We start from the raw sequence: 12,638 nt of genomic DNA on the forward strand, positions 1-12,638 counted from the left end.
GCGGCGGGCGTCTCAGAACGGCAGACCGGGGATGCCGCCGCCGCCCAGACCCTGCGCGAGCGGGCCCAGCTTCTGCTGCTGGAGCGCCTGCGCGTTCTCGTTGGCCGCCTGCACTGCCGCCACGACCAGGTCGGCGAGGGTCTCGGTGTCTTCCGGATCCACCGCCTTCGGGTCGATCTTCAGGTTGCGCAGCTCGCCGGCGCCGGTGACGGTCGCGGTCACGAGTCCGCCGCCCGCCTGGCCGTCGACCTCCGTCTGCGCCAGTTCCTCCTGCGCCTGTGCCAGGTCCTGTTGCATCTTCTGGGCCTGCTGGAGCAGCTGCTGCATATTGGGCTGGCCACCACCGGGGATCACGATCAGCTCCTTGCTCGGTACGGGTTTTCCCGTTCGGCACGAGCCTACGTGGTCGGGCCTGCCGTCGCCCCAGCACTCTTTCGAGTGAGTTCCCCTCGCGCCCTATAACTGATCAAGGAATACTTCCGGGCGGAAAAGCGGCGAAAGCTACATCTCGCCACCCGTTGGGGGGTAGGAAGGGTCCGGCGCGTGTGCGTCATGTGTGTCGCTTGTCACGCAGCGTGGTCAGTTGGGAGTGCCGGGTGGGTCAGCCGGAGATGCAGCCCGAGGGGCCGCCGCAGGACGGACGGGGCGAGAGGGCGGCCCGGCTGGGGCCGGGCGATCTGACCGGGCGGGCCTTTCCGCTCGGGGACTGGGGGGAGCCGGCGGTCCGGCTGGACGAGCTGTACCGGTGGGTGGAGCGCGGGGCGCTGCAGACGGCGGCCTGGTATCTCGAGGACCGGGTGTGGAAGCGGCGGGGCGCGCGGATGCTGCGCTGTGGGGCCGCGGCCGGGGCGGTCACCGGGGTCGCGCTGCCGCTGCTGGATCTGACCGGGGCCGCGGGCGGGATCGCGCCCTGGGGGTGTCTGGCGCTGCTGCTGGGGGTGGCGTGTGTGGCCGTCGACCGGTACTTCGGGGTGACGTCGGGGTGGATGCGGGACGTGGCCACCGCGCAGGCCGTGCAGCGGCGGTTGCAGGCGCTTCAGTTCGACTGGGCGGCGGAGTGCGTGCGGGAGGTTCTGGGGCCGGCGGAGGGCACGGCGAGTGAGGCGGCGGAGCGATGTCTCGGGGTGCTGCGGAGGTTCTCCGAGGATGTGAGTGAGCTGGTGCGCGGGGAGACGGCGGAGTGGGTGGGGGAGTTCCGGAGCGGGGGTGCGCCCGTGGGGTTGCAGGCGGCGGTGTTCCCCGGAGGCGGGCGCGGGGCCGAGGCGGCGGGTTTCAACGGGCGGTTCTCCGTGCCCCCTGCGGGGGGCACGCGGCCGAACATGCCCCGGCAGCGGCCGCCGGAGCCCAGATGACCGGTGGGCCGGGGTTCAGTCCTGCGCGCACAGGGTCAGGCCCTCGGGTGTCCAGCACGGCAGGTGGCCGTGTGTGCGGATGACGTCCTGGCCGTTGCCGCGGGCGAGGTAGGTGAGGAAGCTCGACGCCAGGGAGTCGGCCGGGGGCCGGCCGTAGGTGTAGGCGTACTCGATCTCGCGGTAGGGGTAGTCGCTCGTGCCGTGTTCGATGGCGTCGGCGGAGGCGGGGTCGCCGTCCAGGCGCAGGGAGTGCAGGCCCTTGGCGCGGCCGGCCAGGTTGAGTTCGCTGTAGCCGATGGCGCCCGGCAGGTCGGCGACCGTGGTCAGCACCTGGTCCGTCGAGTCGAGTTCACAGCGGATGACGGCCGCCGTCGGGTCGTCCTTGTGGACGCAGTCGACGGAGGAGTTGGCGATCTCGCCCCGTCCCAGCACCCGGCGCTGGAACACCTGTCTCGTCCCGGAGTTGGCGTCCCGGCTGACCAGGTGCACGGGCAGGTCGGGGCCGCCGAGCTGCCGCCAGTTGCGGATCTCGCCTCGGTAGAGGCGCCGTACGTCGTTCGTGGACAGGTTCGTCAGGCGTACGTCGTCGTTGACCACGAGCGCGAAGACCGACACCGCCACCCTGTTCTCGCGCAGTTCGGGCAGGCCGGCCGGCTTGGGGCCGTCCGACAGGGCGACCACCGGCGGTGAGCCCTGCCCGTCCCGCCCCGCCTGCGCGCCGGCCGCCGCGAGCTCCCGTATCCCGGACGTCGAGCCGTGCGGGTCCACGTCGATGACCGGGTCGCCGCCGCAGTCCCGCTCGTACTTCGCGGCCACCTCGCGCAGCACGGGCGCGAACGCGGTCGAGCCGGTGAGGGTGAGCCTGCCGCCCGCGCAGCCGATCGGGGGCGGGGTGTCGTCCTGGGCGACGACGATCGCCGCCAGGGTGACCACGCACAGCGTGAGCATGATGGTGATCAGCCGGGCGGCCCGGCTGAAAAGCGGTGGTGTGTCGTCCGGGGCGGCGGCGCGGTTGGGGCGCACCTCGCCCTCCCGCAGACCCCCGGTCAGCCGCACCTCCCGGCCCACGTCGCCGCCGGACAGCAGCACGAGGAGTTTGAAGTGGTCGCCGCGGTTGAGCGGGACGCGCGGGATGCGCAGCGTGTTGTCCTCGTAGCCGAAGCCCCGGGCCGCGGTGAAGTGGTCCATGAGGTGCTCGGTGTCGGAGGGCTGGGTGACCGAGACCCCGCGGATGGTGCGGTCGGTGAACACCGCGGTGAGGCCGTGGACTTCGGGGCCCGTGTAGTCGTCGCGGTCGATGGCCAGTGAGCCGTCGTTCTCTATGCGCAGCAGGACCAGGGTCGCGTCCGTCATGTCGGGCGCCTCGTCGAACAGCCCCAGTCTGCGGTTGGCGCGGCCCGAGCGCACGTCGTCGCCGATGGGGTTGTCCATCTGGACGCGGTAGCCGATCCTCTTGCGGCGCGGCACCCGGCGTTCGTACCAGACCATGACGCCCGAGGCGATGATGCCGAGGACGGCCGTCGCCACGGCCACGAGGTTCTCCGCGCTCAGCCACTCCATCGTCGGTGCCCCCGCCGCCGCCCGGACGATTCGATCGTCTGGTCACCGTACGGCCGTGCGAGCGCCTCTCCGGTCTTCGTCGGCCGGAATTCGCCCAACGTTCAACCACCCCGTGCCCACGAGGAGTTGGTCACTGTCTCGTGTACGTCAGCCGCTCCCCGCTGCTGGTGTTCACACGCTGGAGCGTGCCGTCCGGCAGGAGGGTCACCTCGGTGGCCGCGCCCGGGCTGCAGGCGGAGCGCGGCTGCCCGACCTTCACGGTGGACGGGCCGATCCTCAGCGCGCCGTCGGTGCCGGGTTCCGCGGTCAACTGCCCCTCGAACACGCAGTGGTAGGTGCCGCCGCCCTTGGTCGGGCCGTCGGCCACGAGGGACAGGACCGTGTCGCCCGGGTCGCCCTGCTGGATGGTGAGCGAACGGCTGTGCTCACCGTCGGCGTTGTCGATGGTCGTGCTCCAGGTGCCGAGGTACCCGGTCGGGATCGTGCCGTCCGCCGGGGAGGGGGAGATGTCCGGCTGCGAGGTCGTCGGCGACGGGCCCGGGGTGGTCGGGGCCGCGTCCGTGCTGTGCGTGGGGCCGGGCCCGCCGTCGGCCCGGTCGTCGCCGCCCTGCATCAGGGCGTACACCGACCCGCCCGCGGCGAGCGCGACGACCAGGGCGATCACCACGAGCAGCGCGGTGGAACGGCCGTCCCTTCCCCGCTGCGGCTGCGGGGGGCCGTACGGCGGGGTCGTGCCGTACGGCGGCGGGCCGTAGGGCGGGGTGGAGCCGAGGCCGCCGTAGGCCGGGTAGGGCTGGGCGATGCCCGGGGCGCCGGGCTGGGGGTGCTGCTGGGGGTAGCCGTAGGCCGGGTGCGGTTGCGGGGGCATCTGCGGCTGCGCCTGGGACGGGACGCCCGGGAGTTGCCGGGGTGCCGGGGGCGCACTCTGACCGGCGACCATGGTGGGCAGATGGTTCACCGGCGGGCCCTCGCCGGGCAGGCCCGGCGGGGGCGGGCCGGCGGCCGCAGGTGCCGTCGCGGGGGCCGGGGGCAGCGCGGGGCGCGGCGACGACTCGTCGGCGGCGGGGGCGTGTTCGGGGGTGGGGCCGGGGCCGGGGTTCTCGTCAGGGCCGGAACCCCGCTTCTCGGCAGGCGGCGGCTCGGGAGAATCCAATCCCTCGGCGGAGCCTGCTCCCTCCGGATCCTCCGCGTCCAGCAACCGCACCGCGTGCCGCCCGAGCTGGGCGACCAGGCCGCTCGGCAGCCAGGGGTCGAGGGCGCGGCCGTCGGAGACGGTGTCGTCCGCACCCGTGCGTTCCAGGACGCGGTCGAGGGACGGGCGTGCGGCGGGATCCTTGCGCAGGCAGTCGCGGACGAGGTCGGCGATGCCCTCGGGGACGCCCTCCAGGTCCGGTTCCTCCTGGGCGATGCGGAACATCAGGGCGTGCACGCCGCTGTTGGCGGTGCCGAAGGGCAGGGCGCCGGTGGCGGCGTAGGCGAGGACCGAGCCGAGGCAGAAGACGTCGCACGCCGGGGTGATGCGGTCGCCGCGCACCTGCTCGGGCGCCATGAAACCGGGCGATCCGACGAGCGCGCCGGTGCGGGTGAGCCCACCGTCCGTCACGGTCTGCAGGGCCCGGGCGATACCGAAGTCGATGACGCGCGGGCCGTCGATGGTGACCAGGACGTTGGACGGTTTGAGGTCACGGTGGACGATGCCGGCCGCGTGGATGTCCTTGAGCGCGTGCGCGAGCCCGGCCGCGAGGATGCGGACCGTCCGCTCGGGCAGGGCACCGTGGTCGTGTCCGACGACCTGCTGGAGGCTCGGCCCGGCGACGTACCCGGTGGCCACCCAGGGCACCGCCGCCTCGGTGTCCGCGTCCAGCACCGGCGCCGTCCAGTACCCGCCGACCCGCCGCGCGGCCTGCACCTCCTGCCGGAAGCGCTCCCGGAACTCCTCCTGCGCGGCCAGCTCCTCGCGCACCAGTTTCACGGCGACCGTACGGCCCCGCTCCGAGCGGGCCAGATACACGTGCCCCATGCCGCCCGCACCGAGCCGCGCCAGCAGCCGGTAGGCACCGATGCGCTGCGGATCCCCGGGCCCCAGCTTCTCCATCGCTCAGCCGCCTTCCCCCCACACGCGAGCAATAGATCGAGAATAGTGCGGGGCCCGGGCGGGGCAGGCCCGAACGACCCCTACGGTTCCGTAACAGGCGGCCCCACCTCGTCGAGCACCTTCGACAGCCGTTCCAGCATCTGCACCGCCTCCGCCAGGTCCGCCTCTCCGAACGCCTCCGCCAGCCGGTCGGCGAAGGCCGCGTGCCCCGGGTCGATACGGGCGATCGCCGCGCGCCCCTGGCCCGTCGGTGCGAGGAGCTTGGCGCGGCGGTGCGCGGGGTTCGGCCGGTACTCGGCGAGCCCGCGCTCCACCAGCAGGTCGGCGATGCGCTGCACGCTCTGCCGTGTGATGCCCATGGCGCGGGCGATGCCGGAGACGGGCAGCGGCTCGCCCAGGACCGCGCCGAGCACCTGCCACCAGGCGGCGGTGAGCCCCGCGGGCCGGGCCAGTTCCTCCGCCACGGCGAGGAACTGGCCGTTCAGCCGGAACACCCCGAGGGCGCTGCGGCTGAGCAGGTCCTGACGCTCCCGGCTCATGCCGCCCCGGCCTTCTCCAGCACGGCGTACGCCGCCGCGTCGGAGTCGTGGAACAGCCGGTACCAGGCGTCGAGCACCTCGCCCTCGTACACCCCGAGCAGCCGGAAGACCTCCCGGGCGAAGGCGACGGGCTCGGTCGGTCCCGCGGTGACCAGGTTCTGGTCGGTGACCGCGTCGGTCTCGACGTAGCGCTCGCCGCCCGCGTAGCCGGTCGCGGCCAGGTAGAAGGAGACCGCGCTCGTGTGGTCGCGGTCGTCGAGCAGGCCCTCCCGGGCGAGCCCGGCGGTGGCCCCGCAGATCGCGGCGACCGGCACCCCCGCGTCGAGGAACGCCCGGGCCTTGCGGGCGAAGGGCGCGAGGTCGCCGGATGTGTCCCAGAGGTCCGCGCCCGGGAGGATCAGCAGGGAGCTGTCCTCGGGCCGTACGTCGTCCAGGGCCGTGTCGGGCTGGATGCGCAGTCCGCCGATGCTGGTGACCTGGTCCGTGGACGGGCCGACCGTCCGGATCCGGTACCCGGCGCGGGCGAGATGGGCCGTGGCGTGGCCCGTCTCCCAGTCGGCGAGGGTGTCGTAGACGGCGAGATGGACGGGCTTGCGTTCTGCGGTGGCGTTCATGGTTCCTCCTCGGGCCCCTGTGCCATATGACAACATGCTGCCATCTCGACAGCACGCTGTCAATTGATTCCGCCCCGCCTGGACAACCTGTCGCGGAATGCCGCCGACGGCAGACAGGCCGCCGATTTCACCGCCCTCTCCCCCGCACCTACGCTCGCCCGCATGACCCCTCAGCCGAACCCCGAAGCCGGTGCCGCCGTCAAGGCCGCCGACCGTGACCACGTGTTCCACTCCTGGTCCGCTCAGGAGCTCATCGACCCGCTCGCCGTCGCCGGGGCGGAGGGGTCGTACTTCTGGGACTACGACGGCCGGCGCTACCTCGACTTCTCCAGCGGGCTCGTCTACACGAACATCGGCTACCAGCACCCCAGGGTCGTCGCCGCGATCCAGGAGCAGGCGGCGAGGATGACGACCTTCGCGCCCGCCTTCGCGATCGAGGCCCGGTCGGAGGCAGCCCGGCTGATCGCCGAGCGGACGCCGGGCGACCTGGACAAGATCTTCTTCACCAACGGCGGCGCCGACGCCGTCGAGCACGCCATCCGGATGGCCCGGCTGCACACGGGCCGCCCGAAGGTGCTCTCGGCGTACCGCTCGTACCACGGCGGTACGCAGCAGGCCGTGAACATCACCGGCGACCCGCGCCGCTGGGCCTCCGACAGCGGCACCGCCGGGGTCGTGCACTTCTGGGCGCCCTACCTCTACCGCTCCCGCTTCTACGCGGAGACCGAGGAGCAGGAGTGCGCGCGGGCGCTGGAGCACCTGGAGACGACGATCGCCTTCGAGGGGCCCTCGACCGTCGCGGCGATCATCCTGGAGACGATCCCGGGGACGGCCGGGATCATGGTCCCGCCGCCCGGCTATCTCGCCGGGGTGCGGGAGCTGTGCGACAAGTACGGGATCGTCTTCGTCCTGGACGAGGTCATGGCCGGGTTCGGGCGGACCGGTGAGTGGTTCGCGGCCGACCTGTTCGGCGTCACGCCCGACCTGCTGACCTTCGCCAAGGGCGTGAACAGCGGGTACGTGCCGCTGGGCGGGGTCGCGATCTCCGGCGCGATCGCGGAGACCTTCGGGAAGCGGCCGTACCCCGGCGGCCTGACGTACTCCGGGCATCCGCTGGCGTGCGCCGCCGCCGTCGCGACGATCAACGTCATGGCGGAGGAGGGCGTCGTCGAGAACGCGGCCCGGCTCGGCGCGTCCGTCGTCGGTCCGCAGCTGCGCGAGCTGGCCGCGCGCCACCCGAGCGTGGGCGAGGTGCGCGGTGTCGGGATGTTCTGGGCGCTGGAGCTGGTGCGGAACAGGGAGACGCGCGAGCCGCTGGTGCCCTACAACGCGGCCGGGGAGGCGAACGCGCCGATGGCCGCCTTCGCCGCCGCCGCGAAGGGCAGCGGACTGTGGCCGTTCGTGAACATGAACCGGACGCACGTGGTGCCGCCCTGCACCGTCAGCGAGGCGGAGCTGAAGGAGGGCCTCGCGGCCCTGGACGGGGCGCTGTCGGTGGCGGACGAATACACGCGGTAAACAGCTGTCATTCCGCCAGTAGCCGACCACAACCCGTCAGTAGCCGACCACCTCGAACCTCGTTCGAACGCGTAGGGTGGCGTGGCCGTAGACATATACGTGCACGCCACCCGAACGCGACGAGGGAGACGCCCTGACCATGCCCCGCAGCTCCGGCAACGGCGCCGTGACGCGCAGCACCCTGCGACAGCAGATCGCCGACGCGCTTCGTGACGAGGTTCTGGCGGGGCGGCTCCAGCCGGGGCAGGAGTTCACGGTCAAGGAGATCGCCGACCAGTACGGGGTGTCCGCCACGCCGGTCCGGGAGGCGCTGGTCGACCTCTCCGCGCAGGGGCTCCTCGACGCCGACCAGCACCGCGGCTTCCGCGTCCACGAGTACTCGGCCGAGGACTTCCGCGGCATGATCGAGGCCCGCGACCTGGTCATCGAGGGGATGTTCCACGCCCTCACCACCGGGCAGCACGCCTCCGGGCAGCCGGGCGACCCCCGGGTCGCCGCCGTGCTCGCCGGGGTCCGGCGCCGCGGCGAGGAGGCACAGCGGGCCGCCGCGGCCGGCGACCTCACCGTCCTCATCGGCTACGACCTGCGCTTCTGGCGCGAGCTCGCCGCCCTCTTCGGCAACCCCTACCTCGCCGACTTCCTGCACCGGCTGCGCGTGCAGACCTGGGTCTGCGCGGTGCAGCACCTGCGCCGGCTCAGGGACCTGCGGGGCGAGCTGTGGGCCGGCCACACCGAGCTGGTCGACGCCCTGGGCGCCCGCGACACCGCCACCGCCCGGTCGATCATCGCCGGCTACAACGCCCACTCCATCGCCCTGATCGAGCGCCTCGCCTCAGGATGACTGCGTCGCAGCTGTCCGTATGGGTATGGGACATGCACGGCAGGGGCCGCTTTCCGTGCCGCACCGATACCCTTCCCTGACCACCGCGCCACCGACCCACCGAGCTGAGCGAGGAGCCTTCTTTGGCCTGTGACCTGTGGCTGGTACCGCTCGTCGACGTGTTGTGCCACACGCCGGACAACCCGTTCGCCGAGGAACTCGCGCAATACAACAAGGTGCTCGCCGAGGCCGGGCTGCCGCCGGTGCCGGTGTACCAGTACATGCCGGGACTGTCGGGCGACGTCGCCCCGGTGGCGGGCTTCGACTACGACGCGCTGCACTTCCTGCGCCGCGCCTACCTGCTCCAGATGTGCGGCCTGCCGGTGACCCCCGTGGACGAACTCGGCGGCGACTACGAGCAGTTGCTGGAGATGTTCGAGTCGACGGCCCAGCAGTCGCACCTCGTCTGGCACTACGACCACGCGGGCGCGTACGTCCCCGTCGACTTCCCCAGCCCGCTCGCCGACGACGAACTCCTCGCGGGCGGCGGTCCGCTGGGCTCCTCCCACGCCCTGCTGCGGGAACTGGAGCTGGTCGCCCCGGCCATCGGCATCGACCCGGCCAACCCGCCGGCCGCGCCGCAACCGCCGCTCGTGCCCACGGAGCTGGAGGAACCCGCCGTCCCGCCTCCGTACGATCCCAGCCCCTTCGCCCGGGAACGCCACGTCTGGCTCGGTCTGCACGCGGCCGTGACGCGGAGTCTGGCCCAGGGGTCGATGATCGTGTTCAGCTGAGGGTCAGCGCAGCTGGGACAGCCCCTTTTGCAGGTCGTCGCTGTTCATGATCGGGAACACCTCGATCTCGGCACTGAGGTCGGTGAAGAACGGCTCCAGCGCGGGAGGCATCTGGGAGCTTTCCTGCATGTCGAAGACGAGGAAGCAGGTCCTGCGACCGCCCGCCGGGCCGAAGTAGGCCGCCTCCGGCTTGAGCTTCTCCATGGCCTCCTGCATGATCTGCGGCATCTTGCCGCCCCGGATCGCCTCGTTGCCCTTTTCCGTGTCCAGCGTCGCCTTGAGCATCACACGCATGGCTCTCACTCCTTGTGTCCCGTCGGGGTGTGACTGCCGCGTTCGGCAAGCACAGCGTATGACCCGATTTGCCCGATAAGCCTCCTTTGACTGCTCCATCGGGAGCAGACAGCAGAACGTCCCGGCGACCACGAGGGTCGCCGGGACGTAGGACGTATGCCGCTCGGTCCGGCTACAGGAACGAGTTGATCTGGATCGTCTCGTCCCGGCCCGGGCCCACGCCGATCGCGGAGATCGGGGCGCCGGACATCTCCTCCAGCGCCTTGACGTAGCTCTGGGCGTTCTTCGGCAGGTCGGAGAAGGACTTGGCCTTGCTGATGTCCTCGCTCCAGCCCGGCAGCATCTCGTAGACCGGCTTCGCGTGGTGGAAGTCGGTCTGGGAGTACGGAAGCTCCTCGACGCGCTTGCCGTCGATCTCGTACGCCACGCAGACCGGGATCTGCTCCCAGCCGGTGAGGACGTCGAGCTTGGTGAGGAAGAAGTCCGTCAGGCCGTTCACGCGGGTCGCGTAGCGGGCGATCACCGCGTCGAACCAGCCGCAGCGCCGGTCACGGCCGGTGGTGACACCGCGCTCGCCGCCGATCCGGCGCAACGCCTCGCCGTCCTCGTCGAACAGCTCCGTCGGGAACGGGCCCGCGCCGACGCGGGTCGTGTAGGCCTTCAGGATGCCGATGACACGGCTGATCTTCGTCGGGCCGACCCCCGCGCCCGTGCAGGCGCCGCCCGCGGTCGGGTTGGAGGAGGTGACGAAGGGGTACGTGCCGTGGTCGATGTCCAGGAGCGTGCCCTGGCCGCCCTCGAACAGGACGACCTTGTCCTCCTCCAGCGCCTGGTTGATGACCAGGACGGTGTCGGCGACGTACGGCGCGAGCTTGTCGGCGTAGTCCAGCAGCTCCTCGACGACCTGGTCGACGGCGATCGCGCGCCGGTTGTAGAGCTTGGTGAGGATCTGGTTCTTGACGTCGAGGGCCGCCTCGACCTTCTGCGTGAGGATCGACTCGTCGTAGAGGTCCTGCACACGGATACCGACGCGGTTGATCTTGTCGGCGTAGGTCGGGCCGATGCCGCGCCCGGTCGTGCCGATCTTCCGCTTGCCGAGGAAGCGCTCCGTCACCTTGTCGACCGTGACGTTGTACGGCGTGATGATGTGCGCGTTTCCGCTGAGGAGGAGCTTGGAGGTGTCGACACCACGCTCGTTCAGACCGCTCAGCTCGGAGAGCAGGACCGACGGGTCGACGACGACACCGTTACCGATGACCGGCGTGCAGCCGGGGGACAGGATTCCGGAAGGGAGGAGGTGCAGTGCGTACTTCTGGTCTCCGACGACCACCGTGTGGCCGGCGTTGTTGCCGCCCTGGTAGCGCACTACATAGTCCACGGATCCACCGAGCAGGTCGGTGGCCTTTCCCTTGCCTTCGTCACCCCACTGAGCACCGAGCAGCACAAGTGCGGGCACGCGCGTACACCCCTTCCGGGCGGGGCATGTCCATGGTCGAGGGCGAACGCGGAGGTAGCAAGCCGCGTACACCGCGACCGCCGTTGGCCGCCAACCGTCGGACCGGATGCCCCGGAATAGACGAAGCCCCTGGCGCAATAGCGCAAGGGGCTCTTGCACAAAGATGCTACCCGAGGAAGCGAGGCATGGCCGAGGTGGCGACTTCCGCGACGTCCGAGCAGCTGCTGGTGGTGGTCGACCCGGTCGCCCGTCGGTCCGACGGCGAGTCCGTACGGATCGCGAAAGACGTGCTCGGAGCGGGTGCGGCCGTGAAGCTGTGCCTGCCGGAGGGGCCGGAGGAGTTCGCCCGGGCGCTGGCCCGGCGGGGCTCGCGGCGCCCGGTGGTGGTGGGTGACGACCGGGCCCTGATCCGCGCGGTGTCGCTGCTGCACCGGCATCGGGAGCTGGCCGGATGTGCGCTGTCGGTGGTGCCGGTCGGGGGCGCGCTGTCCCTCGCCCGGTCGCTGGGGGTGCCGACGGGGACGGTGGCGGCGGCGCGGGCGGTGCTCGACGGGGTCGAGCGGCGGATGGACCTGATGGTGGACGACAGCGACGGGGTGGTGCTGGGCGCGCTGCGGATACCGCCGGTGACGGCCGACGCTCGGGCGCCGGATACCGAGGACGCGCCGGGCCGCCCCTGGCTGCGGACCTGCCAGTCCCTGGTGCGCACGCTGGTCCCGGCCGCCCGCCCGTCCCGGCTCGCCTCCGCACCGGAGCCCGGCCCCTCCCGGCTGCGGGTCGAGGTCGACGGGGAGACCCTCGTCGACCTGGACCAGCCGGTCGAGGCGGTGTCGGTGTCGCCCTCGGCCTCCGGTGTGGCGGCGGTGGAGGTCCGTCCGGTGTCGGTGGGCGCCGAGGCCTCGCCCTTGTTCGCGGAGGGCCGGACGGTGACGGTGTCGGGGGCCCACTTCCGCTACCGGGCGGACACGGTGGTGTCCGGGCCGGTACGGACCCGGACGTGGGTGGTCCGGGAGGGGGCCTGGGGGCTGACGGTGCCGGCGGCACCGTGAGCCGCACCCGCGCGTCATTCCGGGCCGAACGTCTTCTCCCGGTGCACCCGCCAGCGCTCCATCATCTCCACGATCTCGGCTTCGATGAACTCGAAGAACGCGAGCGTTTCGGCCATGCGGCGGCCGGCCGGGGTGTCGGCGCCGAGGCTGGTGACGCCCTCGCGCAGGGCGCCTTCCCAGCGCTTGATGACGGCCTCGCGGTTGGTCAGTGCCTCGTACCACTGGTTGCCGTGCACGCGGTAGCGCTCGCGGCGCGAACCGGGCTCCCGTTCGCGCGAGACCATGTGCGTCTGGGCCAGGTAGCGCACCGCCCCGGACACCGCCGCGGGACTGATCCGGAGCTGTTCGCCCAGCTCGGCCGAGGTCATCGAGCCCTCGTCCGAGGAGAGGAGCGCGGCGAAGACCCGGGCGGGCATCCGCTGCATCCCGGCCTCGACGAGCTGCGCCGCGAAGGACTCGACGAACCTCGACACGGCCTCCGCGTCCCGCGCGCCCCTGGCTGATTCCGTCATGTGGTTCATCCTATCCACGCTTCATACGCTTCCTT

The 12,638-nt window shown here is 72.0% G+C and carries 13 protein-coding genes; 5 read left to right on the forward strand and 8 right to left on the reverse strand.

Annotated features, from left to right (window positions below; genetic code table 11):
• Positions 1–12: 12 nt before the first annotated feature.
• Positions 13–354: a YbaB/EbfC family nucleoid-associated protein gene (locus MQE23_RS20250; RefSeq protein ID WP_082319878.1), complete on the reverse strand. Its 342-nt coding sequence runs from the start codon at positions 352–354 to the stop codon at positions 13–15.
• 242 nt (positions 355–596) lie between these two features.
• Between MQE23_RS20250 and MQE23_RS20255 the strand changes: the two genes are divergently transcribed.
• Complete coding sequence (locus MQE23_RS20255; protein WP_243379757.1) at positions 597–1,352, forward strand: SLATT domain-containing protein; 756 nt, start codon at positions 597–599, stop codon at positions 1,350–1,352.
• Positions 1,353–1,367: 15 nt separating this feature from the next.
• On the opposite strand, the gene MQE23_RS20260 is transcribed toward MQE23_RS20255, so the two are convergent.
• From MQE23_RS20260 to MQE23_RS20275, 4 genes are all read right to left on the reverse strand, one after another.
• Positions 1,368–2,912, reverse strand: a complete 1,545-nt coding sequence (locus MQE23_RS20260) for a substrate-binding domain-containing protein (protein WP_243379758.1) — start codon at positions 2,910–2,912, stop codon at positions 1,368–1,370.
• A 130-nt stretch (positions 2,913–3,042) separates the two neighbouring features.
• Complete coding sequence (locus MQE23_RS20265) at positions 3,043–5,007, reverse strand: serine/threonine-protein kinase (RefSeq protein ID WP_243379759.1); 1,965 nt, start codon at positions 5,005–5,007, stop codon at positions 3,043–3,045.
• Between the two features lie 80 nt (positions 5,008–5,087).
• Entirely contained in the window at positions 5,088–5,546 is a 459-nt protein-coding gene (locus MQE23_RS20270; protein ID WP_020270352.1) for a MarR family transcriptional regulator, read from the reverse strand.
• A complete protein-coding gene (locus tag MQE23_RS20275; RefSeq protein WP_020270353.1) occupies positions 5,543–6,160 on the reverse strand; it encodes a type 1 glutamine amidotransferase family protein in 618 nt (205 codons plus the stop codon). The genes MQE23_RS20270 and MQE23_RS20275 overlap by 4 nt, the downstream gene beginning before the upstream one ends.
• Before the next feature lie 162 nt (positions 6,161–6,322).
• Here MQE23_RS20275 and MQE23_RS20280 point away from each other — a divergent pair, with 162 nt between their 5' ends.
• From MQE23_RS20280 to MQE23_RS20290, 3 genes are all read left to right on the forward strand, one after another.
• A complete protein-coding gene (locus MQE23_RS20280; protein WP_037667331.1) occupies positions 6,323–7,678 on the forward strand; it encodes an aspartate aminotransferase family protein in 1,356 nt (451 codons plus the stop codon).
• A 139-nt stretch (positions 7,679–7,817) separates the two neighbouring features.
• Positions 7,818–8,519, forward strand: a complete 702-nt coding sequence (locus MQE23_RS20285; protein ID WP_020270355.1) for a GntR family transcriptional regulator — start codon at positions 7,818–7,820, stop codon at positions 8,517–8,519.
• Positions 8,520–8,641: 122 nt separating this feature from the next.
• Positions 8,642–9,292: a hypothetical protein gene (locus MQE23_RS20290; protein WP_020270356.1), complete on the forward strand. Its 651-nt coding sequence runs from the start codon at positions 8,642–8,644 to the stop codon at positions 9,290–9,292.
• Positions 9,293–9,295: 3 nt separating this feature from the next.
• Here the strand turns inward: MQE23_RS20290 and MQE23_RS20295 are convergent, their stop codons facing one another.
• Both MQE23_RS20295 and MQE23_RS20300 read right to left on the reverse strand, forming a co-directional pair.
• Positions 9,296–9,586, reverse strand: coding sequence for a DUF3303 family protein (locus MQE23_RS20295; RefSeq protein WP_020270357.1), 291 nt, complete (start codon positions 9,584–9,586; stop codon positions 9,296–9,298).
• 172 nt (positions 9,587–9,758) lie between these two features.
• Positions 9,759–11,042, reverse strand: a complete 1,284-nt coding sequence (locus MQE23_RS20300; protein WP_037667330.1) for an adenylosuccinate synthase — start codon at positions 11,040–11,042, stop codon at positions 9,759–9,761.
• Positions 11,043–11,227: 185 nt separating this feature from the next.
• On the opposite strand from MQE23_RS20300, the gene MQE23_RS20305 reads away from it, so the two are divergent.
• The gene (locus MQE23_RS20305) at positions 11,228–12,091 is read left to right on the forward strand and encodes a diacylglycerol kinase family protein (protein WP_020270359.1); all 864 of its coding nucleotides are present in this window, start codon (positions 11,228–11,230) and stop codon (positions 12,089–12,091) included.
• A 14-nt stretch (positions 12,092–12,105) separates the two neighbouring features.
• On the opposite strand, the gene MQE23_RS20310 is transcribed toward MQE23_RS20305, so the two are convergent.
• A complete protein-coding gene (locus tag MQE23_RS20310) occupies positions 12,106–12,603 on the reverse strand; it encodes a MarR family transcriptional regulator (RefSeq protein WP_037667333.1) in 498 nt (165 codons plus the stop codon).
• Positions 12,604–12,638 lie beyond the last annotated feature (35 nt).

The sequence above is a fragment of the Streptomyces sp. HP-A2021 genome, assembly GCF_022807935.1.
Classification (GTDB): Bacteria; Actinomycetota; Actinomycetes; order Streptomycetales; family Streptomycetaceae; genus Streptomyces; species Streptomyces afghaniensis.